General features: G+C 69.9%; 27 protein-coding genes and 2 pseudogenes. 20 read left to right on the top strand and 9 right to left on the bottom strand.

Going from position 1 to position 23,096, the window contains the following annotated elements:
• The first annotated feature begins 52 nt into the window (after positions 1–52).
• The 8 genes from ACZ5VQ_RS32490 to ACZ5VQ_RS32455 all read left to right on the top strand — a co-directional run bounded on the left by ACZ5VQ_RS32490 (position 53) and on the right by ACZ5VQ_RS32455 (position 6,897).
• Complete coding sequence (locus ACZ5VQ_RS32490; protein WP_469108048.1) at positions 53–826, top strand: SDR family NAD(P)-dependent oxidoreductase; 774 nt, start codon at positions 53–55, stop codon at positions 824–826.
• Between the two features lie 34 nt (positions 827–860).
• Positions 861–1,634 (top strand): FadR/GntR family transcriptional regulator, encoded by a 774-nt coding sequence (locus ACZ5VQ_RS32485; protein ID WP_469108047.1) that lies wholly within the window; start codon positions 861–863, stop codon positions 1,632–1,634.
• Positions 1,631–2,776, top strand: a complete 1,146-nt coding sequence (dgoD, locus tag ACZ5VQ_RS32480; RefSeq protein WP_469108046.1) for a galactonate dehydratase — start codon at positions 1,631–1,633, stop codon at positions 2,774–2,776. The genes ACZ5VQ_RS32485 and dgoD overlap by 4 nt, the downstream gene beginning before the upstream one ends.
• A gap of 8 nt (positions 2,777–2,784) precedes the next feature.
• On the top strand, positions 2,785–3,591 hold the full coding sequence (locus tag ACZ5VQ_RS32475; protein WP_469108258.1) for a hypothetical protein: 807 nt from the start codon (positions 2,785–2,787) through the stop codon (positions 3,589–3,591).
• 70 nt (positions 3,592–3,661) lie between these two features.
• A complete protein-coding gene (locus ACZ5VQ_RS32470) occupies positions 3,662–4,294 on the top strand; it encodes a bifunctional 4-hydroxy-2-oxoglutarate aldolase/2-dehydro-3-deoxy-phosphogluconate aldolase (RefSeq protein ID WP_469108045.1) in 633 nt (210 codons plus the stop codon).
• 143 nt (positions 4,295–4,437) lie between these two features.
• Complete coding sequence (locus tag ACZ5VQ_RS32465) at positions 4,438–5,289, top strand: SMP-30/gluconolactonase/LRE family protein (RefSeq protein WP_469108257.1); 852 nt, start codon at positions 4,438–4,440, stop codon at positions 5,287–5,289.
• Positions 5,286–6,275 carry a sugar kinase gene (locus ACZ5VQ_RS32460; RefSeq protein ID WP_469108044.1) on the top strand — a complete coding sequence of 330 codons (990 nt, stop codon included), beginning with the start codon at positions 5,286–5,288 and terminating at the stop codon, positions 6,273–6,275. The genes ACZ5VQ_RS32465 and ACZ5VQ_RS32460 overlap by 4 nt, the downstream gene beginning before the upstream one ends.
• Positions 6,276–6,387: 112 nt before the next feature.
• Positions 6,388–6,897: an SRPBCC family protein gene (locus tag ACZ5VQ_RS32455; RefSeq protein ID WP_469108043.1), complete on the top strand. Its 510-nt coding sequence runs from the start codon at positions 6,388–6,390 to the stop codon at positions 6,895–6,897.
• A gap of 20 nt (positions 6,898–6,917) precedes the next feature.
• Here the strand turns inward: ACZ5VQ_RS32455 and ACZ5VQ_RS32450 are convergent, their stop codons facing one another.
• Positions 6,918–7,265 carry a VOC family protein gene (locus ACZ5VQ_RS32450; protein WP_269647751.1) on the bottom strand — a complete coding sequence of 116 codons (348 nt, stop codon included), beginning with the start codon at positions 7,263–7,265 and terminating at the stop codon, positions 6,918–6,920.
• Between the two features lie 142 nt (positions 7,266–7,407).
• Between ACZ5VQ_RS32450 and ACZ5VQ_RS32445 the strand changes: the two genes are divergently transcribed.
• On the top strand, positions 7,408–7,881 hold the full coding sequence (locus tag ACZ5VQ_RS32445) for a carboxymuconolactone decarboxylase family protein (protein WP_469108042.1): 474 nt from the start codon (positions 7,408–7,410) through the stop codon (positions 7,879–7,881).
• Positions 7,882–7,939: 58 nt separating this feature from the next.
• On the opposite strand, the gene ACZ5VQ_RS32440 is transcribed toward ACZ5VQ_RS32445, so the two are convergent.
• Positions 7,940–8,602, bottom strand: a complete 663-nt coding sequence (locus ACZ5VQ_RS32440) for a GNAT family N-acetyltransferase (protein WP_469108256.1) — start codon at positions 8,600–8,602, stop codon at positions 7,940–7,942.
• Positions 8,603–8,753: 151 nt separating this feature from the next.
• Between ACZ5VQ_RS32440 and ACZ5VQ_RS32435 the strand changes: the two genes are divergently transcribed.
• The 4 genes from ACZ5VQ_RS32435 to ACZ5VQ_RS32420 all read left to right on the top strand — a co-directional run bounded on the left by ACZ5VQ_RS32435 (position 8,754) and on the right by ACZ5VQ_RS32420 (position 11,564).
• Entirely contained in the window at positions 8,754–9,392 is a 639-nt protein-coding gene (locus ACZ5VQ_RS32435; RefSeq protein WP_469108041.1) for a DUF4184 family protein, read from the top strand.
• A gap of 284 nt (positions 9,393–9,676) precedes the next feature.
• Positions 9,677–10,156, top strand: coding sequence for a hypothetical protein (locus tag ACZ5VQ_RS32430; protein ID WP_469108040.1), 480 nt, complete (start codon positions 9,677–9,679; stop codon positions 10,154–10,156).
• Between the two features lie 170 nt (positions 10,157–10,326).
• The gene (locus ACZ5VQ_RS32425; protein ID WP_469108039.1) at positions 10,327–11,142 is read left to right on the top strand and encodes an N-formylglutamate amidohydrolase; all 816 of its coding nucleotides are present in this window, start codon (positions 10,327–10,329) and stop codon (positions 11,140–11,142) included.
• Positions 11,139–11,564 (top strand): VOC family protein, encoded by a 426-nt coding sequence (locus tag ACZ5VQ_RS32420; protein ID WP_469108038.1) that lies wholly within the window; start codon positions 11,139–11,141, stop codon positions 11,562–11,564. The genes ACZ5VQ_RS32425 and ACZ5VQ_RS32420 overlap by 4 nt, the downstream gene beginning before the upstream one ends.
• 12 nt (positions 11,565–11,576) lie before the next feature.
• Here the strand turns inward: ACZ5VQ_RS32420 and ACZ5VQ_RS32415 are convergent, their stop codons facing one another.
• Complete coding sequence (locus ACZ5VQ_RS32415) at positions 11,577–11,963, bottom strand: hypothetical protein (protein WP_469108037.1); 387 nt, start codon at positions 11,961–11,963, stop codon at positions 11,577–11,579.
• A gap of 316 nt (positions 11,964–12,279) precedes the next feature.
• On the opposite strand from ACZ5VQ_RS32415, the gene ACZ5VQ_RS32410 reads away from it, so the two are divergent.
• Positions 12,280–12,783 carry a hypothetical protein gene (locus ACZ5VQ_RS32410; protein ID WP_469108036.1) on the top strand — a complete coding sequence of 168 codons (504 nt, stop codon included), beginning with the start codon at positions 12,280–12,282 and terminating at the stop codon, positions 12,781–12,783.
• A gap of 36 nt (positions 12,784–12,819) precedes the next feature.
• Here the strand turns inward: ACZ5VQ_RS32410 and ACZ5VQ_RS32405 are convergent, their stop codons facing one another.
• Both ACZ5VQ_RS32405 and ACZ5VQ_RS32400 read right to left on the bottom strand, forming a co-directional pair.
• Positions 12,820–13,395 (bottom strand): LUD domain-containing protein, encoded by a 576-nt coding sequence (locus tag ACZ5VQ_RS32405; RefSeq protein WP_469108255.1) that lies wholly within the window; start codon positions 13,393–13,395, stop codon positions 12,820–12,822.
• Positions 13,396–13,486: 91 nt separating this feature from the next.
• The gene (locus ACZ5VQ_RS32400) at positions 13,487–14,386 is read right to left on the bottom strand and encodes a sedoheptulose 7-phosphate cyclase (protein ID WP_469108035.1); all 900 of its coding nucleotides are present in this window, start codon (positions 14,384–14,386) and stop codon (positions 13,487–13,489) included.
• Between the two features lie 508 nt (positions 14,387–14,894).
• On the opposite strand from ACZ5VQ_RS32400, the gene ACZ5VQ_RS32395 reads away from it, so the two are divergent.
• The gene (locus ACZ5VQ_RS32395) at positions 14,895–16,211 is read left to right on the top strand and encodes a GMC family oxidoreductase (protein ID WP_469108034.1); all 1,317 of its coding nucleotides are present in this window, start codon (positions 14,895–14,897) and stop codon (positions 16,209–16,211) included.
• A 67-nt stretch (positions 16,212–16,278) separates the two neighbouring features.
• Here ACZ5VQ_RS32395 and ACZ5VQ_RS32390 read toward each other — a convergent pair whose 3' ends face one another.
• Complete coding sequence (locus ACZ5VQ_RS32390) at positions 16,279–17,106, bottom strand: NAD(P)H-binding protein (protein WP_469108033.1); 828 nt, start codon at positions 17,104–17,106, stop codon at positions 16,279–16,281.
• Positions 17,107–17,176: 70 nt separating this feature from the next.
• On the opposite strand from ACZ5VQ_RS32390, the gene ACZ5VQ_RS32385 reads away from it, so the two are divergent.
• A complete protein-coding gene (locus ACZ5VQ_RS32385) occupies positions 17,177–17,617 on the top strand; it encodes a winged helix-turn-helix transcriptional regulator (RefSeq protein ID WP_469108032.1) in 441 nt (146 codons plus the stop codon).
• Between the two features lie 270 nt (positions 17,618–17,887).
• Here the strand turns inward: ACZ5VQ_RS32385 and ACZ5VQ_RS32380 are convergent, their stop codons facing one another.
• The gene (locus ACZ5VQ_RS32380) at positions 17,888–18,859 is read right to left on the bottom strand and encodes an AraC family transcriptional regulator (RefSeq protein ID WP_469108031.1); all 972 of its coding nucleotides are present in this window, start codon (positions 18,857–18,859) and stop codon (positions 17,888–17,890) included.
• A gap of 83 nt (positions 18,860–18,942) precedes the next feature.
• Between ACZ5VQ_RS32380 and ACZ5VQ_RS32375 the strand changes: the two genes are divergently transcribed.
• Together ACZ5VQ_RS32375 and ACZ5VQ_RS32370 are read left to right on the top strand one after the other, a co-directional pair.
• Complete coding sequence (locus ACZ5VQ_RS32375; protein WP_469108030.1) at positions 18,943–19,785, top strand: NmrA family NAD(P)-binding protein; 843 nt, start codon at positions 18,943–18,945, stop codon at positions 19,783–19,785.
• Positions 19,786–19,981: 196 nt separating this feature from the next.
• A complete protein-coding gene (locus tag ACZ5VQ_RS32370) occupies positions 19,982–20,554 on the top strand; it encodes a GNAT family N-acetyltransferase (protein ID WP_469108029.1) in 573 nt (190 codons plus the stop codon).
• A gap of 130 nt (positions 20,555–20,684) precedes the next feature.
• Here the strand turns inward: ACZ5VQ_RS32370 and ACZ5VQ_RS32365 are convergent.
• Positions 20,685–21,200, bottom strand: a pseudogene (locus ACZ5VQ_RS32365) (ATP-binding cassette domain-containing protein); the annotation flags it as partial.
• A gap of 107 nt (positions 21,201–21,307) precedes the next feature.
• On the opposite strand from ACZ5VQ_RS32365, the gene ACZ5VQ_RS32360 reads away from it, so the two are divergent.
• Both ACZ5VQ_RS32360 and ACZ5VQ_RS32355 read left to right on the top strand, forming a co-directional pair.
• On the top strand, positions 21,308–21,832 hold the full coding sequence (locus ACZ5VQ_RS32360) for a hypothetical protein (protein WP_469108028.1): 525 nt from the start codon (positions 21,308–21,310) through the stop codon (positions 21,830–21,832).
• A 55-nt stretch (positions 21,833–21,887) separates the two neighbouring features.
• Complete coding sequence (locus ACZ5VQ_RS32355; RefSeq protein WP_469108027.1) at positions 21,888–22,919, top strand: SMI1/KNR4 family protein; 1,032 nt, start codon at positions 21,888–21,890, stop codon at positions 22,917–22,919.
• A gap of 30 nt (positions 22,920–22,949) precedes the next feature.
• Here ACZ5VQ_RS32355 and ACZ5VQ_RS32350 read toward each other — a convergent pair.
• Positions 22,950–23,096: pseudogene (locus ACZ5VQ_RS32350) on the bottom strand (ABC transporter permease); the annotation flags it as partial.

Genomic DNA, 23,096 nt, shown 5'->3' with positions numbered 1-23,096 from the left:
CTCAGGACGGCCGATCAACCGTCCCACGCCCGCGAAGGAGTCGAACCCCACGATGGACCAGCCCGTACGACGGCACGGAGCCCGCTTCGGCGGCCGCACGGCCGTGGTCACCGGAGCGGCCTCCGGCATCGGAGCCGCCACGGCCGCACGCCTCGCCGAGGAGGGAGCCGCCGTCGTACTCGTCGACCTGGCCGAGGAGCGGGGCGAGGCCGTGGCGGAGCGGATCGGCAAGGACGGCGGCCGGGCCCGGTTCGTGACCGCCGACGTCGCGGCCGAGGACGACTGGAGCCGAGTCGCCGCCGCGGCGCACGACTACGGGCCCGTGGACGTCCTCGTCAGCAACGCCTTCACCGTCGACGTCACCCCCGCCCACGCGATGTCCCTCCCCTCGTGGCAGCGGCAGCTCGACGTCAACCTCACCGGCAGCTTCCTCGGCTTCCGGGCGGTGCTGCCCGATCTGCGGGACCGGCGGGGCGCGGTCGTGCTGACCTCGTCCGTCCACGCCCACAAGGGCATCCCCGGCCATCCCGCCTACGCCGCCTCCAAGGGCGCCCTGCTCTCCCTGTGCGGCCAACTCGCCGTCGAATACGGGCCCGAGGTACGCGTCAACGCCGTCGTCCCGGGCCCGATCCTGACCGCCGCCTGGGACAGGGTCCCGCCCGAGGACCGGGAACGCAGCATCGCCGAGACGGCGGTGCACCGCTTCGGCTCCCCCGAGGAGGTCGCCGCCGCCATCGCCTTCCTCAGCGCCGACGAAGCCTCCTACATCACCGGGACGAGCCTCGTCGTGGACGGCGGCTGGAGCGTCGTCAAGGCCTCCGCATGACCACGCTCCCTCAACAGCAGAAAGGCTGTACGACATGACGCCCTATGCCCGTCGCGGCGTGCACGGACAGACCGTGGAACTCCTCGCCCGTCGCATCCTGGGCGGTGAGATCCCCGAGGGGGCCACGCTGGACCTGGTGGCACTGCAGAGCGAGCTGGACGTGAGCCTGACCGCGCTCCGCGAGTCGCTCAAGGTGCTCGCCGCCAAGGGAATGGTCGACGCCCGCCAGCGGCGCGGCACCTTCGTGCGCACCCGCGCCGAGTGGAACCTGCTCGACGCCGACGTGCTGCGCTGGCAGTTCGAGGGCGGCCGCACCAACGCGTCCGACCGGGCGCTGCTGCACAACCTCGCCGAAGTACGCGCCATCATCGAACCCGCCGCCGTGCGCCTGGCCGCCGAGCGCCGCACCGACGAGGACCTGGCAGCTCTGGACGCCGCCATCGAGGCGATGGGGGAGCAGGACGGCGACGCCGCCCACGCCGTCGAGTCCGACCTCGCCTTCCACCGCGCCCTGCTCACCGCCACCCACAACGAACTCCTCGAACGCATGGAGATGGTCATCGAGTCCGGCCTGGCACACCGCGACCGCATCGTGCACAGCTCCCCGCACAGCGAGGACCCGGTCCCGGCCCACCGCGCCGTCCTGGACGCCGTACGCGACCGGGACCCGGGGGCCGCCGAGGCCGCGATGCGTGCCCTGCTCGACCAGGCCGGCCGCGATCTGGACCGCGTCGGCGACTCCGACGCCGAGTCCGACGCCGATTCGGTCTCCGATTCCGATTCCGTGGAAGGCTCCCGCTCCCAGTGAAGATCACCCGCATCGAGACCTTCCTGGTCCCGCCCCGCTGGCTGTTCTGCCGCGTCGAGACTGACGAGGGCGTGGTCGGCTGGGGAGAACCGGTCGTCGAAGGGCGCGCCGAAGTCGTCCGAGCCGCCGTGGACGTCCTGGCCGAATACCTCGTCGGCCAGGACCCGCTGCGCATCCAGGACCACTGGCAGGTGCTCACCAAGGGCGGCTTCTACCGTGGCGGCCCGGTCCTCTCCAGCGCCGTCGCCGGCCTCGACCAGGCCCTGTGGGACATCGCCGGGAAGGCGTACGGCGCTCCCGTGCACGCCTTGCTGGGCGGCCCGGTGCGCGACCGCGTCCGGGTCTATGCCTGGGTGGGCGGCGACGAACCCGCCGAGCTGACCGAGCAGATAGCCGCCCAGGTCGAGGCGGGCTTCACCGCGGTGAAGATGAACGCCGCCGGAGCCACCTCACCGGTCCCCACCGCCGCCGAAACCGCCGCGGTCGTCGCCCGCGTGGCCGCCGCCCGCGAGGCACTCGGCCCGGACCGCGATGTCGCCGTCGACTTCCACGGCCGCTTCACCGCCGCGGGCGCCCGCCGGGTCCTCGCCGAACTCGCCCCGCTGCACCCGCTGTTCGTCGAGGAACCCGTCGTACCCGAGCACGGCCATCTGCTGGCAGGGCTGGTCGCCGCGAGCCCCGTACCGCTCGCCACCGGTGAACGGCTCTACGGACGCGCCGAGTTCCTGCCCGTACTCGCAGCGGGCATCGCGGTCGCCCAGCCCGACCTGTCCCACGCCGGCGGCATCTCGGAGGTGCACCGCATCGCCTCGCTCGCCGAGACCTACGGCGCCCAACTCGCCCCGCACTGCCCCCTCGGCCCCATCGCGCTCGCGGCCAGTCTCCAGATCGCGTTCGCCACCCCGAACTTCCTGATCCAGGAGCAGAGCCGTGGCATCCATTACAACAAGGACGCCGACCTGCTCTCCTACCTCGTCGACACCGAGCCGTTCCGGTTCGTCGACGGCCACGCCTCCCGCGGCGACGCCCCAGGCCTCGGCATCACCATCGACGAAGCCGCCGTACGCGCCGCCGACCGCACCGGTCACGCCTGGCGCAATCCCGTGTGGCGGCACCTCGACGGTTCCTTCGCGGAGTGGTGACCGTACCGATGGACATCGTCACCGACCTTGTCCACGGCGGTCGTTGGACCTCACTGCGTACCGCGGGGCGCGAATGGCTCTGGCGGCGCGAGGTACCCGAGCGGCGGAGCGTGTCACCCGGTGACGCCTTCGTGGACGCGGGCGGACTGGAGGAGTGCATCCCCACGGTCCGCGGCGCCCCCGACCACGGTGACGCCTGGTCACGGCGCTGGACGCGCGACGGTGACAGCGACGCCGTCCGCTGCGACCGCTTCACCCTGACCCGCACGATCCGCGGCACCACCGACGGGGCCGAGGCCGACTACGTGCTGAAGGCCGAGGCGGGCTTTCGTTTCGTGTGGGCCGCACACGCCCTGCTCGACCTCACCGACCGGGCGACGCTGCACATCCGCGACGGAGCGGACACCCGCCTCTTCCCCGAGGCGGCGCCGCTGCTGGACCGGGCGTGGCCGCAAGGCGCCGCCTGGGTCGAAGGGAGCTGGCCCGCACCCTGCGGACTGCGCCTGGACCAACTCGGTCCGGACGACGGAACCGCCGTCGGAGCCGTCGTGGACGCCTCCCGCTGCTGCGTCCACGACGAGGCCGACAGTCTGTCGCTGGCCCTCGAAGCCGACGGACAGCCCGTGTCCATCGCCCTGTGGCGCAACCTGGGAGGCTTCCCCGCCATGGGCCCCTACCGCAGCACGGGCGTCGAACCGATGCTCGGGCGCGTCTTCGACCTCGCCGAGGCGGGCCCCGGCGAGGCTGCCCTCGTACCCGCCTCGGGAGAGGTGCGATGGCGCCTGACACTGACCGCGAACTGCCGCTGTACGTGAACCGACCTGTGTGACTCTCGATGAACCTGTATGAGCCGTTGTGAACCCGCGTGAAAAGGAGAGCTCGTCCATGGATCTGCGAGCGGCCCTGGCCGCCCACCGCCTGGTCGCGATCATCCGCGGCACCGACTCCGAGGCCTCGCTACGCACCGTGCTGACCCTCGCCGAGGAAGGCGTCGAGCTGATCGAGGTCTCCCTGACCGGCGCGGACGCCCTGTCCGTCATCGAGCAGGGACGCAAGGCGCTCGGCCCCGACCGGCCCCTCGGCGCGGGCACGGTCCTGACCGCCGACGACGCTCGCGCCGCCCAGCAGGCCGGCGCGAACTTCGCCGTCACCCCCGCACTCGGTGAAGGCGTCGTCGCGGCACACGAACTCGGCCTGCCCGTCCTGGCCGGAGTCATGACCCCCACCGAAATCCTGGCCGCACGCCCCCTCGGCGCCGCCGCGCTGAAGATCTTCCCGGCAGCCCAGGCCGGCGGCCCCGCCTACCTCAAGGCCCTGCGCGGCCCGTTCCCGCACGAACTGTTCGTGCCGGTGGGCGGTGTCGACGAGGCCGCCGCCCGGGCGTATCTGGCCGCCGGAGCGACCGCGGTCGGAGTCGGCTCACCGCTGATCGGAGACGCCGCCGACGGCGGCAGCCTGACCGCGCTGCGCGACCGAGTCCGCGCCTTCCTGACCGTCGTACGGAAAGACACGCCGTGACCGAAGCCGCACCGCACACCGAGGCTGCACCGCACACCGAGGCCGCAGCGCGCACAGAAACCGAAGGGGACACCGCAGGCTCAGCCGGAGCCGGAGCCGGAGCCGTTGCGGAAGCCGTCGCCGAGGCTCTCCGTCCCGACCGTCTGGAACTCGGCGAGGGCATTCGCTGGACCGACAGCGGCATCGTGCTCGTGGACATCCTCGCCGGCCGTCTGCTCACCGCCGTCGGTCATCCCACCGACGCCTTGCGACAACTGGCCCAACTGCCAGTTCCCCTGGGCGCGGTAGCCCCCGTGGCCGATGTGCCCGGCACCTGGATCGCCGCCGCGGGCACCGGGATCTGCCTGCTTGGTCCCGACGGATCGACGCGGTGGCTGGCACAGCCCGAAGCGGACGCCGCACGGCCCATGCGCATGAACGACGCGACCACCGACCCGTTCGGCCGCTTCTGGGCGGGCAGCATGGCCTACGACGCCGACGAGGGAGCCGGCTCCCTCTACCGGGTGGACCACGACGGCACGGTGACCCGCGTCCTCGACAACATCACGGTGCCGAACGGGCCGGCCTTCACGGCCGACGGCGCCACCATGTACCTGGCCGACAGCGCCCGGGGAGTCATCAACCGCTACCCGGTCGACCCGGCCACCGCCGAACTCGGGACCCCGGAGGTGTTCGTCACCGTCGACGACGGCAGCCCCGACGGCATGGTGGTGGACGTCGAAGGCGCCGTATGGGTAGCGGTGTGGGGCACGGGATCCGTACGTCGGTATCTGCCGGACGGCCACCTGGACCGCGCACTTGGTCTGCCCGCACGACAGCCCGCCGGTGTGTGCCTGGAGGAGGACCTCCTCCACATCACGACTGCCCGTGTGGGACTTGCCGAGCCGGGTCCCTACGACGGTGCGTTGTTCACCGCCCGTGTCGACGTGCCGGGACGGCCGGTGACTGCCTACCGACACGACGGATCGGCGTCGTTCCCGGGGGAGAGGTCATGAAGGACGGCTGGAGGCCTGCCGAAAGACCGGTGGTCTGCATCGGCGAAACCATGGCCGCCCTGGCTCCCGCACCCTCCGAGTCGCTGGAGACCGCCGAGGATCTGCGTGTGTCGGTGGCCGGGGCCGAGTCGAACGTGGCGATGTACCTGGCAGACCTGGGCGTCCCTGTCTCCTGGCTGTCGGCGCTGGGTGACGACGCGTTGGGGCGGCGTGTGCGTGCCGCGGTCGGTGCGGCGGGCGTCGACGTCAGCGGCGTGCGCTCCGACCCGGAACGGCCCACGGGCCTGCTCGTGAAGGAGCCGACCGGCACCCGTACCCGCGTCCACTACTACCGCGGCAACTCGGCGGCCTCGGCGCTGGGACCCGAGGTACTGGACGACACGAGGCTGCGGTCGGCCTCCGTCGTCCACCTGACGGGCGTGACCCCGGCACTGTCGCCGTCCTGCCGGAGCATGGTCGTGGAGGCACTCGCCACTCCGCCCGCCGAGCGCCCGTACGCCATCAGCTTCGACGTCAATCACCGCCCGCCACTGTGGCCGCCCGGGACGGCCGCCCCCGTGCTGCGCGACCTGGCCGACCGTGCCGACATCACCTTCGTCGGCCTCGACGAGGCACAGGAACTGTGGGACGCCGACCTCGAACCGGCCGACGTACGGAAGCTGTTGCCGCACCCGCGCCTCCTCGTCGTCAAGGACGGCGGTCATGCGGCCACCGCCTTCGGCCACGAGGGTGCGTGGACGGTGCCCGCTCTCCGCACGGACGTGGTGGAGCCCGTCGGCGCGGGTGACGCTTTCGCCGCCGGATTCCTGGCCGGCCTGCTGCGTGGCGGGGGAATGGAGCGCGTGCTGCGGCTCGGACACATCACGGCCGCGTCGGCACTCAAGGTGACGGGTGATCATGGCCCGCTGCCGGACCCCGCCCGGATCAAACGACTCCTGGACCTCCCGGCACACGAGTGGGAGACAGAGGCCGACGGCCGCACCTGACAGCCCGGTTCGTATGGTGCGGCGCTACGGCATACCCCGCCGGGGCCGAACGGGCCTCCGTGACATGATGGTTACTGGCAAGTAATTTATGTGCCGGGAAAAGGAGTCCATCGTGCCCCGTACCTTCACCGTGTCCCGCAGCGTCCTCATCGAGGTGCCACCGGCGGTCGCGTACGAGGCGATCAGCCGCCCTGCCCACATGGGGCGATGGAGCCCGGAGAACCTCGGCGCGACCGTGTCGGCACCCGATGAATCGGCTCCACTCGGGTCGACATTCGATGGGCGCAACAAGCGTGGCGCCTTCCGCTGGGTGACTCGATGCACGGTGACGGCGGCAGAGCCGGGCAGCCGTTTCGCCTTCCGGGTTCACGCGATCGGGCTCAACCGCCCCCGCCTGAGAGGCCCGATCGCCACCTGGGAGTACCGCTTCGAACAGGACGGCGATGCCACGCGGGTCACCGAGACCTGGACCGACGACCGACGCTCCTGGCCGACCTTCGTGACCAGCGTGTTCGACCGCGTCGCCACCGGAGGCCACACGTTCGCGGACTTCCAGGTACGCAACATCGACAGGACTTTGCGGAACCTGAAGAGGGAACTCGAAACGGCACCTCAGTCCTGACGCTGGGGCACCGGATGGTGTCATTGGTGGCTCAGCACGTTGACCACCTTGCCGTTGGGGTCACGGACGAAGAACCGGCGTACCCCCCACTCCTCGTCCTGCAAGGGGTGCACGATCTCCGCGCCGCTCTCCCGCATCGCCGCATGGACCGCATCCACGTCGTCCACCTCGACACTCATGTCGGGCACGACCGGCGCGCTCTTGTCCTGGCTCATGAAGGTGACTTGTGCTGTGGGGTTGGAAGGAGAGGCGAGCGTCATGACCCAGCCCAGGTTCATGACCTCTTCGAACCCCAGGAGGCCGTAGAAGTCCCGGCTCTCCTCCATGGCCTCCGATCGGATGTCGGGCATGACTCGGCGGATGGACATGGGCGACTCCTGCTGACGGGCGAGAGCGGACGTGCCCCCGATTCTCCCCCACCGAGACGCGCGTCACATTCGGCGATGTCACATCTCGCCGGGCCGGCCCGTCATAGAGGTGTATCCGCCAACAACGGCAAGGGAGTGCACCATGGAAGCCCGTCTGAACCTTTTCGAGATCCCGCTCGCAGTCAAGTCGCTGAAGCACATCGTCTCGGCGGGCAAGGTGATCGGGGAGTCGACACTGCCGGCCGCGACCCAGGAGCTGGTCAGGCTCCGCGCCAGCCAGATCAACGGCTGCGGCTTCTGCACCGACATGCACACCAAGGACGCCGCCCACGCGGGGGAGACCTCGGTACGCCTCAACCTGGTCGCGGCCTGGCGAGAGGCGACCGTGTTCACCGACGCCGAGCGCGCGGCCCTGGAGCTGACGGAACAGGGCACCCGCATCGCCGACGCGGCCGGTGGGGTCACGGACGAGGCCTGGGCGAACGCCGCCAAGTACTACGACGAGGAGCAGCTCGCCTCGCTGGTGTCGATCATCGCCATCATCAACGCCTTCAACCGCCTGAACGTCATGGTCCAGCAGCCCGCGGGCGACTACCAGCCCGGCCAGTTCGGGTAACGAGGGGCAGCCGATCGGGGCCCGTGCTGCTTCTCACGGGCCCCAGGGGCAACGCCTTTCAGGACCTGTCCGGGGACCGGGGGCTGAAGGCCCGGCCCGGGCGGGGACGTCTGCCCTCCGGAGACAACGGCTGCGTCCCCGCGGGTCGGTTCGGTGGTCCCGAGTCGCCAGGCCCGCCGGGGCCCAGTGCATGGATCAGCTGGAGGTCCGTACCACTGTCGTCCACCACATGCTCCGCAGCGGCCGGGGCGGCGGGGTCGAAGCGGTAGCGCAGACAATTCAGGCCACTGGACTGGACCGTCCCGTCCGCCTGGGCGCCCAGGCGGCGCAGCACCGCGATCGAGGCCGCATTGTCGGGAAGGACGAACGCGAAAACGGCAGGGAGCGAGAGGCGGCGAAACGCCAGATCCAGGCATGCACGGCCCGCCTCACTGGCGATCCCACGGCCTTGGGCCCGTGGGTGCAGGGCGAAACCGAGGTCGACTCCGTACTGGGCCCGATTACGCAGTCCCACCCGGCCGAGAAACGCGTGCGTTGCGGCATCCCTGACGGCGAAGTCGCCGTATCCGTGTCTGGTCCAGTGGGCCACGTGGTCGTCGCACATGGCCACGGCCGCGGACCGGCTGTCCGCCCGACCGGTCGCCAGCCATCGCATGACGCTGTCCTGACTGACCACCGCCTCAAAGAGATCGTCGCTGTCCGAGCGGCGGATCGGCTCCATCACAAGCCTCTGGGTGTGCAGAACGGGTCCACTTGACCGGGCCAACTCAGCAACTCCTCTCGACCAAGGACCGGAGGAGTGTACCCGGCGAGTCTTTGGAACGATCGGGAGACAACCGGTGAACCCGGTCACGGCACCAGCCTGGTGGTCGGTGTCGCGTGAGGATTTTCGTCCAGCCGCCAACGGATTCGGTGCCGCCCTGCTGCCGTTCGGCCTCGGCCTTCCGGAGCCCGAGCGGGTGCCGGGCCTGGGAGCCAAGGCCCGGTACACGATGTGGCTGCTGATCTCCGCGCTGATCGGCATCGCCTCCCACCTGGCATGGGACTCCTTCACACACGGCGACGGCTTCGTGGTCACCCACGTGGAGGCGCTACGAGCCTCGGCACTGGGCGGCCTGACGGTCGCTCGGCTGTTGCAGTACGTGAGTACCGTCTTCGGCCTGGCGGCCGTCGCCCTGCATCTTCGGCGGCGCCGCGGCCGACCGCGTACCCAGGACGGCACCGTGGCCCGCCCGGGCCCTGTCACGCGGTGGATCGTGGTGGGCCTGCTGGTCCTGTCACCCGTGCTGGGCGGTGCCGTGGATGCCCGCGCCGACTTCGACGCCTACCGCCATGTGACGGAAGTGGACTACAGCCGCGCCAGCACCGTCGACTTCGAGAGCCACCCCGCACACGATCGAGACGAGGAACAGCAGCCCCAGTCCAACGGCCAACGGCGCGAAGGGTATTCGGCGCGGGCTCGTGCTCTTGATCGGGGTTCGGCGCACGGTCGGGGGCGGTCCTTCATCTGAGGCCGCCTGAACGTCAGTAAAGAGGCAGCCTGTACGACACGCCGGCCGTGCGGTCCCCTCTCGCAGTCCACGGCGAGCAGTCAACGGGTCGTACCACCTACGGGCGATCGGGCTCACGCGACGAACCACGGGTTCGCCGCGCACACCGTTGCGGGTCAGCGCCGGACTCTCACCGGACTTCCCCCACAGGCAGCGACGGGAGCGTAACAACCGGGGGAGCGGCGGATGAGCGGGGGAGTGGGCGACTGGATATTTGCGGAAACTGGGTTTCCGTAGCCGTGTGGATGAGCCAGCGTACGAATTTCGGCGTAAAAGGGCCCTGTTCTGGTGACCAGCAGACGGCGTACAACCTCATCACGACGGCCATGAACGCCGCGGTGACCCGCTACAACAACGTGAGCGACCTCGGCAAGACCATCACCGTCCGCTACGACCCGGGCGTACCCACAGCCGACGGCAACATCAACGGCACCATCCGCTTCGGCAACCGGAGCTACATGACCGAGCGGACCGCGCTGCACGAGATCGCCCACACCATCGGCGTGGGCACGAGCTCCGGCTGGTCCTCCCTCGGAGGCAGCGGCACCTGGCGCGGCGCGCAGGCCACGGCGCTCGTCAAACAGTTCGACGGTTCCGGTGCCACTCTGTCCACCGGCGGCGGCCACTTCTGGCCCTACGGGCTGAACTACGAGAACGAGTTCTCGAACGCGGCGGCCAATCGCCACGTCCAGATCGTCGCCGCCATGGTCCGCGACGGCCTGTAACCCGGACGCTGCTGGAGGGGTGGCCAGTCCCACCGGGTCGCCGCGCGGCCCGCGCACCCCTCCGGCTCGGCCGGTCGGTGTAGTAGGAAGGGTGCACATGCCCTGACGCATGACATGCACCCGCACCCCCGACCCACACACCCCCACGCGCACGCATAGAGGACTCCTGAATGAACGACGTGTCGGCTTCCTACCGTCTCGTGGCCGGCGCGCCGCACTCCCCTGTGATCCTGCACGTCCCGCACTCCTCGCGGGTGATCCCGCCGGACGCACGGAGCGGCATCGTGCTCGAAGACGCCGCTCTGGAACGGGAGTTGGACCACATCACCGACTCGCACACCGCCCGGATCGCGGGGGCGGCGGCCGAACGCTGCGCCACAGTGCCCTGGCAGTTCGTCAACCAGTTGTCTCGGCTGGTCGTCGACCCCGAACGGTTCCCGGACGATCGGGAGGAGATGCTGGCCGTCGGGATGGGCGCGGTCTACACCCGGACCACGCACCGGGAGGAGCTCCGTCCGGCCGACCACGAAGGACAGCAGCTCGTCGAACGCTACTTCCACCCGTACGCGGCCGCCGTCACGGATGCCGTGACGCAGCGGCTGGAAGCAGTCGGACGGGCCGTGATCATCGACGTCCACTCCTACCCGACCGAGCGCCTGCCCTACGAACTGCACGGTGACGGCCCTCGACCGCCCATCTGCCTGGGACAGGACGTCTTCCACACCCCGGCCGACCTGCTGGCCCAGGCCGAGAAGGTGTTCGCGGGCTTCGGCGGCACGGGCATCAACACCCCCTTCGAGGGAACGTACGTCCCGCTGAAGTACTACGGGAACGACCCGCGGGTCAGCGCCCTGATGATCGAGATCCGGCGGGACGTCTATATGTCCGAGCCGGGTGGCCCGGCAGGCCCCGGCCTCGACGTCCTCGCGAACACGCTCGCCGACCTGGTCGACATGGCGAGTACGGCAGGCACAGTGGAGACATGAACGCAGATCACAGAAACATTCTGGCCGGAGCACGCGTGGCGACGAGGCTCCCCGCCCAGGACCTGGACCGGGCGCGGCGTTTCTACTCCGAGCAACTCGGTCTGGAGCCCGTCGACGAGCGGCCCGGTGGACTGCTGTATCGGTGCGGAGGTGTGGACTTCGTCGTGTTCCAGTCGACGGGAGCGTCGACAGGGACCTTTACCCAGATGGCGTTGGAGGTCGACGACATCGAGACGGTCGTGTCGGAACTCAGGCGGCGTGGAGTGGTGTTCGAGGAGGTGGACGTTCCCGGACTCCGTACCAGGAACGGCATCGCCGAGATCGAGGGGAACTATCCGAGCAAGGGCGCACGGGGCGAACGCGGTGCCTGGTTCCGCGACAGCGAGGGAAACCTGCTGGGAGTTGGCGAGTTGGTCTTCTGAGCACGGATGGGATCAGAAGCGGCCCTTGACCGACGAGTACAGGGTTTCCACGCTGCTCCGGGTGCCGTCACCCCCGCCGATGAAGTTCGTACGGGGGTTCAGGCGGAAGGTGCTGCCGTCCGCGCGGCGTATGCGGACGTACGTGTTGCCGGTGTAGGCGCCGTTCATGTGCAGCTCATTGGGTCTGCTGCCCAGAGCCACCTCGTCGAGGGGATCCGCCCACAGGAGACCCTTGTCGCGGACCGACCAGTAGGCGCTCCTGACCAGAAGCACCCGACGGTCGGTCACCCCAAGGACGGCACGCCGGAAACCGGCACCGAGGTAGCCGGACAGGGCCACCTTCAATGTCTCCTTGCGCAGATGGGGGTGCACGGCTCGCTTCAGTTCGGAATCGATCATGAGAACCCTCCGTTGGCCGGTGCGTGCGGACCTGGCGCAGCGCCCGGTCGAGTGCGTACACCCTCGTCGGTGTCCGCACCGCCGGTGCACCCACAGATGATGCCCGCCGCACCGTCCCCGAGTCACGTCTGGTATCCCAACGGATCGCGGTGGCGGCCGAGTTGGGCCGGCGTCGTCGGCAGGGCAGTCGACGTGGTGCCCGGCGGTCCGGTCGGCCGTTGGTGCGAGTTCGCGCGCCCGGGAGCGGTCCCGGGCGCCGTACGTCACCATGAGCTCGCCCGGAACAGCCATCGGTCCTGACCGCGGAGCGGAGCCCATGCGCCAGAAGTTTTCCACTCGACGCCCAGGCGTCCTCGTCGCCCTCCTCGCCCCGGGTGTGGCACTGCTGCTGGCAGGGTGCGGGAGCGACGGTGCGGACGAGACCGCCCAGGACCGATCGAGCGCGCCCCGGACGTCGGCGACGGCTGCCGTGCAATCGCCGGATCCGGACGCCACGCCCGACGAGAGTCCGAGCGCTTCGCCCCGCCCCACCGACGACACCCTTCCGGCGGACCCTGCCACGGACGCGAGCGCCCAGGTCGAAGAGGCGTTTCGCGCGGCGCGGCTCGTCGCGCTCCAGGGCAACCTGCGTTACATCGATCCCGCACTGGGCGCACCCGAGGACATCGACAAGGCCGATGCCCAGTGCGCCGACCTCCAACGCAACGTCGCCCATCCTGACCAGGTCGCCGCCCGGCGCTTCAGCACCGCGAACCACAAGGTGACCACGGCTGACGGCAAACGGATCAACACGCTGTTGCGCAACACGTATTGCGGCTGAGGCGGTTGTCCGTGAGTCCGCAGTCTCCTGGGCCGGTCAGTATCCGATGGCTTCTCGGAGAAGCAACACGGTTCCGCGCCCCGGGCGGGGTTCCGCGTTGAGGATGAGCAGGCGGTTGACGACACTGGGCATTCCGTACACCGCCTGGGCGCGGGCGTTCTCCAGCGGGAGGGCGTGCTCCTCGACGCGGCGCAGCGCTGTGCTCAGGTCGGGCACCACCTTCTGCGCACCGACGATCCACACCGCGTGTGCGGCGCCGCCCGCGTTGGCAGGGAGTTGGCTGCCGCTGCCCGAGGCAAGAACGAGCGAGCCGGTCTCGGTGACCGCGGCGACGCTGTTGACGACGAAGTCGGGGCCGGCGACCAGCCTTCGGATCTCGTCGGCGCCGGTGGCACGGTCGATGGCCAGCACGCGCGGCCTGATGGCCTCGTACCGGCCGCCGACGTTGATGTCCTCGTCGATGCCGGACAGTCGGAGCGTCTCGCTGGCTCCGGTGAGCACACTGGCGCCCTCGGGGAGCAGATCCTTGACGCGGGAGCGCGCGGCCGCGGCGTCGTCGAGGACCTCGGCGGCGAAGCCGCCCGCACGCAGCGCGGCGGCTGCCCGCTCCAGTCGTTCAGCCGATGCAGGGTCGCTGAAGGACGCGGCCGACGACGGGCTTGCCGTGGCGTCCGCGGTCCCCGGCCGCAGGAGATGACCGTGGTCAGCGCCATGTCGATGGCCACGGCCTCGCCGTGCAGGAGGCCGGGAGCGCGTGCATCTCCAGGGCCGGGCTGAAGGAGTGGCCGTAGTCGACGGCCCGCTCGAGTTGGTCCTCCCACAGGTTCGGTTCCAGTTCGGCGAGCATGCCGCCGATCGCGCGGCGCAGCGTCTCGTCCGCGGCCCGCGCTCCGGGTGCGGAGACGCCCTGGAAGCGTTCGGTGCGCAGGAGGGATCCGTGCTCCTCCAAAAGTTCGAACAACCGTCGGTCCAGGACCAGCGCGATCTTGAGGATCTCCGCCAGCCCGTTGGAGAGGTGACGGTTCGGCAAGGTCGCCAGGAAGGTGGGGTCGACCAGGGTTCGCCGTGCGGGGAAGTAGCTGCCCAGCCGGTTCTTGCTCCCGCCATGGTTGACACCGGTCTTGGCCCCGATGCCCGCGTCGACCAGTCCGATCAGTGTGGTGGGAACCCTGACGTGGGGCAGTCCGCGCCGATAGGCGCTGCAGGCGAAGCCCACGATGTCGGTGAGGACACCGCCGCCCACGGCGATGACGGGCTCCTGTCGCCGCAGGATCCCGTGGGAGTCGAAGGTGTCCACGACCCGCAGGACGGATTCGATGGTCTTGTTCTCCTCGCCGAGGTCCAGGACCAGCCACCGCACATCGATCCCGTGGGCCCGGAAGTACGCCGACAGACGGTCTGCGTAAAGCTGTTCGACGGCTCGCTCGGTGATGACACAGCCCCGTGCCGGTGCCGCGAAGGCTGGTTCGACACCTGCTTGGACAAGACCGACACCCGCTCGGGCAGGGGAGTCGTCGGCGGGATGCAGCAGGTCGCGGGTGAGGACGACGTCGTACTCGACGGCCTGCTCGGCGCGTACCGCCCAAGCCGTTCGGGGCGGCACGAGCGCCCGGGGGAGGGGTGATCGAGGACCGCACCTCCCGGTCCTGCGGGCTCTGATGTGTTTTGGGCATGACGACAGGACCTTCTTCACTTCGGATGTGGGGACATCGGGGCTGGCCGGAGCTCTTGAGCCCGTTGCGGCCCCGACGCGACGAAGGTTGCATGTGGTGATCTCTGTGCAACAATCCGTCACTCGACAAGTGAGTCCCCTGCTCAGACCCCTCCCGGGGGTGCCCGTGGCAAGATCGAGGAGAGCATGGCGCCGGCGGTAACTTCCCAGGGCCCCAGGCCGTTTGAGTACGACGTCGTGATCGTCGGCGGTGGCTCCGCCGGGGCGGTTCTGGCCGCGCGGCTGAGCGAGTCACCCGGCCGCAGCATGCTCCTGACCGAGGCCGGGCCCGCCTACGCGCCCCACGAACTGCCCCGCCACATCCTCAGCGGCGCGGTCTACGAAGGCGACCCCTCCCTGATGTGGGAGGTGTCTCCAGCAGACGCCCAACGCACCGGCCATGCCGCCTCGTTCGTGCGGGCCAAGGTCCTCGGCGGCGGATCGGCCAACGCCGGAGTGGCCATGCGCGCACTCCGCCGATTTCCGCCGCTGGGCGCGGAACGGGCTCACCGGCTGGGGCTACGACGACGTCCTGCCCTACTACCGGAAACTGGAAGTGGACAGGGGCGGCAGTGCGGACAGCGACCCGGCCCTGCACGGACAGGACGGTCCCGTACACATCAACCGTGTCCCGCCCCGGGACCTCACGCCGGCCCATGGCGCCTTCCGTGACGCCTGTGCCGCTCTGGGCTTCGGTTCCGTCGACGACCTCAACGCGCCCCAGGCAGGCGGCATCGGACACTTTCCGCTCAGCCTCGTCGGCGGCATTCGCCAGAGCACCGGCCTGGTGTACCTCCACCAGGCCGTGCGCAGCCATCCCAACCTGCACATCATGGGCGCGACCACCATCGACACCGTCGCCTTCGACCGGCGGGGCAACGCCATCGGGGTCCGCACCACCGACGGCGCCCTCCTGCGAGCCAGGGAAACCGTCCTGTCCGCCTGTGCGGCAGGCAGTGCGGCCATCCTGCTCCGCTCCGGCATCGGACCGGCCGAAGAGCTCAAGCGGCTCGGCGTCGAGGTCGCCACCGATCTGCCGGTCGGCCGCCGTCTGCGCGAACACCCCGGCGCCTACCTGCTGTTCAGCGCGCCCGCCGAACAACTCGGTGCGACCACGCCCCCGGTGTCCGTCCTGCTGACGACTCGCAGCTCCCCGGCCCGGGCCGACGAGCTCGACCTGCAGATCGCTCCCAGCCACCTCGTACGGTCCGACGCCTACCCGCACGGCAGCGGACTCGGTCTCCTGCTCTCCGTCACCCGCCCCGAACCCGACGCCCACGGCACGCTCCAACTGGCAAGCACCGACCCGGCCGTCCCGCCCCGGCTCCACCTCCGCCTGCTCGACCACCCCAAGGACCTGCACAAGATGATCGAGGCGACGGCTCTCGGCCGGGAGCTCGCCGGCACCGCCCCGCTGCGCTCACTGGGCCTGAGCGAGATCGTCCCCGGCCCCCACCTCACATCGGACACCGATGTGGCCGCGTACCTGCGCGCCCACGTCAAGCCGTACCCACACCTGTGTGCCACCGCGCCCATGGGGCCCGACGCCGACGCCCACGCCGTCGTCGACCTCCGCGGACGTGTGCGAGGAGTGCCCGGCCTCAGAGTGGTCGACGCCTCGATCCTGCCCGACGTCCCCTCCGTGGCCACCAACCTCACCGTGATCATGGTCGCCGAACTCTTCGCCGACCACTTCACTCAGGACACCGCGGTCTGACGTCGATGCTGCAGTTCCCCGAGTTCACGGTGGGGGAGCGGCCGTTGAGGTGGGACGGTGTCGCGGTCTACTTCGCCGAGTGCGCTGCGCCGACCGAGACCGTGTACGCCTCGAGCGCGGACCGCGGCTCCCGTTCCAACAGCCCGCGCAGCGCGTTGTGTTCGATGTCCGTGCCGTCCAGGAAGCCGGCCGCGATCGCCGAGTACGTCCCCACGAGCATCGGCAACTGGTAGGGCAGCGCCTCTCCGGCCGCAGTGATCGTTTCCCGGGCCCGGGTGAGTGAGCCGGGTTCGTAGGAGCCGCCGGCCGCGCCCGCCAGCTCCGTGCCGCCGAGTGCTTCCTCGCCGACAAGTTCGTACGTGCGGCCCGCGTGCCGCTGCGGGGCGCTCACCACGCGAGCGGCCACCTCCGCGAGATCCTCGCGGGCGACGGCGGCCAGGCGCCCTTCGCCGAGCGGCGCGGTGATGGTCCCGTCGGGGCCCGGGGCTGCAATGGCGGCGAGGAACTCGGCGTACAGGCCGTTGCGCAGGATGGTCCACTCGGCGCTGCTCTGCCGAATCCTGCGCTCGGTCCAGCGATGGGGGAGTGCGTAGGCGAGGTGGTCGCCGTCGCCGCTCAGGCTGGTGTAGACGATGTGCCGTACCCCCGCCTTCTCGGCCGCGGTGACGGCCGCGTCGTGACGGGCGATGACCACGTCGTCCTCTCCGAACCCCGCGGAGATCAGCAGCAGCGTGTCCACGCCCGTGAAGTCGAGCGACGACGGGGCGTCGAAGTCGACGCGGCGCTCGCCCGCGGAACGGGGTGTGCGGGTGCCGAGCACCACGTCGTCGCGCGCCGCCAGTTGCCGGGCGACGAGTCGACCGAATGCCCCGGCGGCGCCGGTGACCAGAATCATGGGAAGTCCCTCCTGAGCTGTGTGGTTCCATCCTCAGCAGAGCAACTCGATCGCATAAGGAGGCACTTTCATGTCAGCAGGGCACATGGCGGTAACCAGCCCGGCGACCGCCCCGGTGGTCGCCGAGCCCGTGATCGCCTGCGAGACACCGCAGGACGAGTGCGGTGTCCGGGACGTGCTGGACCGGCTCGGCGACAAGTGGTCCGTCTACGTGGTCGTCGAACTCGCCTCCGGCATCCGCCGATTCAAGGAGCTCCAGCGCGCCATCCCCGGCGACATATCGCAGCGCATGCTCACGCTCACCGTCCGCCGCCTTGAGCGCGACGGCCTGGTGAAGCGCACGGTGTATCCCACCGTCCCGCCCCAGGTCGAGTACGAGCTGACCGAGATGGGACACAGCCTCACCCACCTCGTGAAGGCCCTCGCCGACTGGTCGATCGCCCATCGCCCGGCCATCGCCGCCTCCCACCAGGCATGGGACACGGCCCACCCGGACTCGGACGTCCGCTGACCGCTAGAAGTTACGTGGGATCGAGCTGGGTGAATCAGGTAGCCCGGCTTCACCCGCGAACCTGGGGAACGGCCTGAGCAGTACGTCGGTACTCATGTCCAAGTGGCCGGTGCTCGCACGCGACGAGCACGCAACGACCTGGCTGTAGGCGTGGGAAGACCTCGGCCGTGCGGCGCCGGCCTGGGACGCGTACGCCCGTGGTCTGGCGGAGTATCCGCGCGGGTCTGTGCCCGCTGCGAATTCTGCACGCCGAAGGGCTCCAGGTCTCACTCATGGGGGCTGTTTTCCTGCTCCGCTTCGTGTGTGGAGCCGAGCCCGGTGCTGTTGCGGGGTGATCCCGCGTTCTCGTTTGAACGCGGTGCTGAGGGCGGATGCGCTTGCGTAGCCGACCTGCCGAGCCACGGCATCGATCGTCACTTCCGGTTCCTGGAGCAGGTCGGCGGCCAAGTCCAGCCGCCAGTCGGCGAGATAGGCGATCGGTGCCTGGCCGACGAGCTCCGTGAAACGGCGCGCGAGAGTGGCACGAGAGACCCCGACTTCCGTCGCGAGGGAGCTCACCGTCCAGGGCGAGGCGGGATCGCTGTGCAGGTGGCGCAGCGCCTGACCCACGACAGGGTCGGAAAAGGCGCGGTACCGGGCCGGGGCTTCCGTCTCGGCCTGTGCGAACCACGTTCGGAGCGAGGTGACCAGCAGCAGGTCCAGAAGCCTGTCCAGAACGACCTGCTGACCAGGTTCCTCCCGGATGACTTCCTGTGCGAGCAATCCGACCGGATCGATGGGGCGTTGAGGATGATGGGGCAGGACCAGCACCGGCGGCAGGGCGCGCAGGAGTCTGCGGCTGACTTCGCCGGTCATCTGGTACTTGCCGATCAGCATTACGGTCGCATCGCGGGGGACGTCGTTTCCCCAGGTGCGAGGGCCCAGATCAACGACCTCGCGCAGGTGTTCGCCCGACGGTGTCATGCGATGAGGCCCTGGGTGGATGACTGTCTGGACGGGCGTGGAGGGCGTGTCGGCGAAGGTGTAGGGGTCCGGGCCGCGCATCAGCGCGACGTCGCCGGAGCAGAGGCGCCTGGCCGCGCCGGCCTCGGGCATTACCCAGGCCTCGCCGTGTGCCAGGGCCACGATGCTCAGCGGGGCCGCGTCTTCCACCCGGACCGACCAGGGCGGGCTCTGGATGGAACGCAGGATGAAGGCGCCCTGGGCTCTGGGGCCGGCCAAGAGGCCGGACAGTGCATCCATGGAGCCCTAGGTTAGACGCGCAAGCACGAAATCGAGCTTCTCAGCTATTCAGCGTCTGTCTCGTGGTGGCGTGTACTGGCCGTATGAGGACAACGAACAGCAGCGAGAAGACGCTGGTTCTGGCCGGGACGGGGAAGACCGGACGGCGTGTGGTCGAGCGCCTGGCCGCGCGAGATGTGCCGGTTCGGGTCGGCTCCCGCAAGGGGACGCCACCCTTCGATTGGCAGGAGCAAGCCAGCTGGGCGCCCGCGCTGCAGGGAGTGAAGGCGGTGTACGTGGCCTATCACCCGGACGCCGCGTTTCCCGGGGCCGCAGAGGCGGTGGAGTCGTTCGCCTGTCAAGCGGTGCGCTGCGGCGTGACGCGGCTGGTGCTGCTGGCTGACCGTGGTGCAAGCGAGGCGGAGCGCTGCGAGCAGGCAGTGCGCGAATCGGGTGCCGAGTGGACCATCGTGCGCACGGGCTTCATCTCTCAGAACTTCAGCGAAGACGTCCTCACCGGCGCGGTACGGGCCGGCGTGGTGGCACTGCCGGCCGGCGAGGTGGCAGAGCCGTTCACCGACGCCGAGGACATCGCTGACGTCGCGGCTGCGGCTCTCACCGAAGATCGTCACGTCCATGAGACATACGACGTGACCGGTCCACGGCTCATGACCTTCGCCGAAGCGGCCGCAGAGATCGGCAAGGCCATCGGGCGCACAATCCGGTACCAGGCAATCAGCAGGGACCAGTTCTCCGCCGACCTCAAGGAAAAGGGCACACCGGCGCAGCTCGCGGAGCCGCTCGCTGATCTCATGGCCGAGGTCTTCGACGGTCGCAGGGCCCGACTTGGCGATGGCGTCTACCGCGCTGTCGGCCGACCGCCCACAGACTTCGCCGACTACGTCAGGAATACGGCCACCACCGGCGTCTGGACCCCTGCTCGATAGCGAGGCAGCGAGGCAGCGATGCACGACTCACGATCGAGGTGACTAGTTCCGGCAACACGGCTGCGCGTCCACGTGGTGTGCCTTCTACCCCCACGAGACCCGGCGGATCCCGGTCCGGTCCGGACCAGTCCGGACCGGGTCCCGGCCGCCGGAAGGTCGCACGGCGTCACCGCGCACGCCGTGCCATCGTGGTGGCATGACCATCGAAGTGCGTCCGGCTGCGGTCTTCGAGGACGTCCGTACCCTGGTCGGCCCGAAGTCACCCGGGGCAAACGTCTGCTGGTGCCTGAGCTACCGGATTCCGTCCAGGCTGAACAACGAGCTTCGCGGGCCGGCCCGCGGCGAGTACGTCGCCGAACTGTGCCGTACGGGACCCCCTCCAGGAGTGCTCGCCTACGACGGCGACGAGCCGGTCGGCTGGGCCGCGGTGGCGCCGCGCTCCGACACGTCCTTCGCGCGCAACCGCAAGATCCCGCACGTCGACGACCTCCCGGTCTGGTCGCTGTGGTGCATCCGCGTTCGTCCCGGCCATCGGAAGCAGGGGATCTCGCACGCCCTCATCGCCGGTGCGGTCGAGTACGCCCGCGACCGCGGCGCACCGGCGATCGAGGCGTACCCCCTCGACAACGGTGACGCCAAGGTCGACATGACGATGGCGTACGCGGGGCTCCGCAAGAACTTCGAACGCGCCGGGTTCACCCACGCCGCCGACACCACCTCGGTACTGGCCGGTCATCCCCGGATCCTGATGCGCCTCGACCTGCGCTGACAGGCCGGCCAAGGCCTCCCCGGCCAACCAGGAGCAGCCGTGGCCGCCCCCGCTCACCCAGAGGCAGCCACGGTGGATACGCGCCGGGCAGGCTAGCCGGCAGCCGCCTTGAGTACCCCGGTGTCGCCGCTCCCGCGGGCCGTGCGTCTCGGGCCGCCTCCGCCGGGTCGAGCACCGGGACGGCTGCCGGCAGGGCCTTGGCGTACGGGTCCTGCGGGCTGTCGTACACCGTGTCCGACGGGCCCTCCTCGACGACTGTTCCCTGGCGCATGACGGCCACCCGGTCGCTGGCCCGGCGCACCACCGCCAGGTCGTGGGCGATCAGCACCAGCGCGAGCCCGACGTCGCGTTGGAGCTGCGCCAGGAGGTCCAGGACCTGTGCCTGGGTGGTGACGTCGAGCGCGGAGACCGGCTCGTCGCACACGATGAGCCTGGGGCCGGGCGCGAGCGCCCGGGCGATGCCCACACGCTGGCGCTGACCACCGCTGAACCCGTGCGGATAGCGGTGATACCACCGCGGGTCGAGCCCGACACGCTCCAGGAGTTCCCTCGCGCGCCTTGTGATCTCCTCGTCGGTCAGGGTTCCGCCGGCGCGCAGCGGATCTGCGACGGACTCGCCGATGCTGCGGCGCGGATTGCAGGACGTCTCCGCAGCAACCCGCGGCACAGGAAGAACCGAACTCCCGTCTCGACGACCGCGGTCCGGCGGACACCGCGGCACGGGAGCCGAGAGTCGTGCGAATCGGCAGGACCGTGGCCGCCGTCGTGATGATCGCCGCCGCGTTCGGCGGACTGGTCCTGGGCTGTAGAGCCGAACAGCGCGACGCAAGAGCGGAACAGCGTGAAATCAATGCGGAACAGCGCGAGGAAGAGGGCCAGGGGCGAGCGTACGCAGAGCGTGTGGACTTCTATCGCTCCGGATCGAACGTGGTCGTGGTGAGCAACAGCGCCCGTGTTATGAGCATGCGCCTCGTCCTCAGTGGGCGCGTCGGTGTCTGGTGGGACCTCAACTCCATCAGGCCGTGCACGCAGATCACCATTCCCAACACCGCGCTGTTCCGGAGCATGGCCTTGCAGGTCCCTGAGCTGCCACGGTTGACCGAGGCCGATCTCGACGGCCTTCGCCTGGAGTTCGAGGACCCCGGCGGCAGGAGTTGGATCCGGACCAGCGGAGGGACTGTCTCCCGTTCGGAGTGGAAACCCGATTCGGCCAAGGTCGCATGGGTGGACACGGAACGGTGGAACCTGGCTCCGAAGGACTCACCAGACTGCGCATGAATGCACCGCACCGACAGCACTGCATACGATCTCGTGCTGGTTCGGTGGTCCTACGATGAAGGGCCCCGCCCTCCACCCGACCACCAAGGGACGCCAGGCCGTGGACGTCGAGATACCCCCGTTCGTACGCGACACCGCCACCCAACTCGGGACCGGTGTCCCCTACGCCCTGAAGGTGCTGGCCGGTCAGTTGGCCGACGACCCCGACATGGGCCGGTCCTCGAATCTGCCTGGCATCCTCACCGTGACGGTGGACGGCGACCTGTTCGAGGACTGCCCGGCCCTGGCCGTCGGCTACATTCGCGAGCCCGATCGGATCGAGATCCGGTACGTGAGCCCGATCTCCTTCGTCGAGTCCCCCGAGTCCCCCGAGTCCCCCGAGTCCGGCGAGTCCGGCGAGCCCGTTGCGGGCGCCCAGGGCTGGGAGCAGCAGGAGCAGCAGCCGGGCGACCCTGCCACCGACGCGGTCACCGTACGGGAGGTCGCCGATGCCTGGCAGCGCATCACCGGCTGGCTCCAGCACAACGCCCCCGATTCCTACGCCGCGCTCCGTGCTGGCGCCGGCCCCGCCGCCATCGCCGCCTTGGAGGGTGACCTAGGCATCCGGATACCCGTCGAGCTGCACGCCTTGTGGCTGCTGACGGCGGGTGACGACGGGGCCGATGGTGGGGGATGCCTTCCGGGCAACTGGGCTCTGATGACCCTGGACGCCGTGGCCGCCACCTACCGGCTGAAGACGGACTCCCAGGCCCACCAGGACACCTTCAACACCGACCGACCCGAGGACGAGCGGATCACCGTGTGGAAGGCAACCTGGATTCCGGTGGTCGCCTTGGGCCCGGCTGACGGCACTTCGGGCCTGTACCTGGACGCCGCGACCGGCTACCTGGGCCGGTGGTCCCGCTACAACGAAGCCCCCGGCGAAGAACTCGACACGCTGGTCACCTACTTGGAAGAGGCCGCCGACACGCTCGAAGCCCCGGCCCTGGCCACACGGGACAAGCCAGGCCTGATCGGTGGGGAGCTGGTGTGGCTCAGCAGTATCGACCCCGCACAGGAAGACCGGTGGCAGCCCTGGACCGGCTGAGCTGAACCCACCGGTCACGATCCGGTTTGTTCAGGTGGTGACCAGCAGGCCCCGGCTGCGCAGTACCCGTCGCTCCAGCGGGCTGAAGATGAGCAGGTCGATGGCGATTCCGACGATCAGGATGAGGAGGATGGCGAGGAAGACCATGGACATGCTGTTGGCGGTGCGGCCGTTCTC

The organism is Streptomyces sp. NPDC033178 (assembly GCF_055577685.1).
The sequence above is the reverse complement of the archived record's forward strand: the minus strand, read 5'-3'. Positions and strand labels throughout refer to the sequence as shown.

What these genes read in the sequence shown, in the direction of transcription:
- ACZ5VQ_RS32490 (WP_469108048.1), top strand. Translation starts at nt 53, where the DNA reads ATGGACCAGCCCGTACGACGGCACGGAGCCCGCTTCGGCGGCCGCACG.
- ACZ5VQ_RS32485 (WP_469108047.1), top strand. Translation starts at nt 861, where the DNA reads ATGACGCCCTATGCCCGTCGCGGCGTGCACGGACAGACCGTGGAACTC.
- ACZ5VQ_RS32475 (WP_469108258.1), top strand. Translation starts at nt 2,785, where the DNA reads ATGGACATCGTCACCGACCTTGTCCACGGCGGTCGTTGGACCTCACTG.
- ACZ5VQ_RS32470 (WP_469108045.1), top strand. Translation starts at nt 3,662, where the DNA reads ATGGATCTGCGAGCGGCCCTGGCCGCCCACCGCCTGGTCGCGATCATC.
- ACZ5VQ_RS32460 (WP_469108044.1), top strand. Translation starts at nt 5,286, where the DNA reads ATGAAGGACGGCTGGAGGCCTGCCGAAAGACCGGTGGTCTGCATCGGC.
- ACZ5VQ_RS32450 (WP_269647751.1), bottom strand. Translation starts at nt 7,265, where the DNA reads ATGTCCATCCGCCGAGTCATGCCCGACATCCGATCGGAGGCCATGGAG.
- ACZ5VQ_RS32445 (WP_469108042.1), top strand. Translation starts at nt 7,408, where the DNA reads ATGGAAGCCCGTCTGAACCTTTTCGAGATCCCGCTCGCAGTCAAGTCG.
- ACZ5VQ_RS32440 (WP_469108256.1), bottom strand. Translation starts at nt 8,602, where the DNA reads ATGGAGCCGATCCGCCGCTCGGACAGCGACGATCTCTTTGAGGCGGTG.
- ACZ5VQ_RS32430 (WP_469108040.1), top strand. Translation starts at nt 9,677, where the DNA reads ATGAGCCAGCGTACGAATTTCGGCGTAAAAGGGCCCTGTTCTGGTGAC.
- ACZ5VQ_RS32425 (WP_469108039.1), top strand. Translation starts at nt 10,327, where the DNA reads ATGAACGACGTGTCGGCTTCCTACCGTCTCGTGGCCGGCGCGCCGCAC.
- ACZ5VQ_RS32420 (WP_469108038.1), top strand. Translation starts at nt 11,139, where the DNA reads ATGAACGCAGATCACAGAAACATTCTGGCCGGAGCACGCGTGGCGACG.
- ACZ5VQ_RS32415 (WP_469108037.1), bottom strand. Translation starts at nt 11,963, where the DNA reads ATGATCGATTCCGAACTGAAGCGAGCCGTGCACCCCCATCTGCGCAAG.
- ACZ5VQ_RS32410 (WP_469108036.1), top strand. Translation starts at nt 12,280, where the DNA reads ATGCGCCAGAAGTTTTCCACTCGACGCCCAGGCGTCCTCGTCGCCCTC.
- ACZ5VQ_RS32395 (WP_469108034.1), top strand. Translation starts at nt 14,895, where the DNA reads ATGCCGCCTCGTTCGTGCGGGCCAAGGTCCTCGGCGGCGGATCGGCCA.
- ACZ5VQ_RS32390 (WP_469108033.1), bottom strand. Translation starts at nt 17,106, where the DNA reads ATGATTCTGGTCACCGGCGCCGCCGGGGCATTCGGTCGACTCGTCGCC.
- ACZ5VQ_RS32385 (WP_469108032.1), top strand. Translation starts at nt 17,177, where the DNA reads ATGTCAGCAGGGCACATGGCGGTAACCAGCCCGGCGACCGCCCCGGTG.
- ACZ5VQ_RS32380 (WP_469108031.1), bottom strand. Translation starts at nt 18,859, where the DNA reads ATGGATGCACTGTCCGGCCTCTTGGCCGGCCCCAGAGCCCAGGGCGCC.
- ACZ5VQ_RS32375 (WP_469108030.1), top strand. Translation starts at nt 18,943, where the DNA reads ATGAGGACAACGAACAGCAGCGAGAAGACGCTGGTTCTGGCCGGGACG.
- ACZ5VQ_RS32370 (WP_469108029.1), top strand. Translation starts at nt 19,982, where the DNA reads ATGACCATCGAAGTGCGTCCGGCTGCGGTCTTCGAGGACGTCCGTACC.
- ACZ5VQ_RS32355 (WP_469108027.1), top strand. Translation starts at nt 21,888, where the DNA reads ATGAAGGGCCCCGCCCTCCACCCGACCACCAAGGGACGCCAGGCCGTG.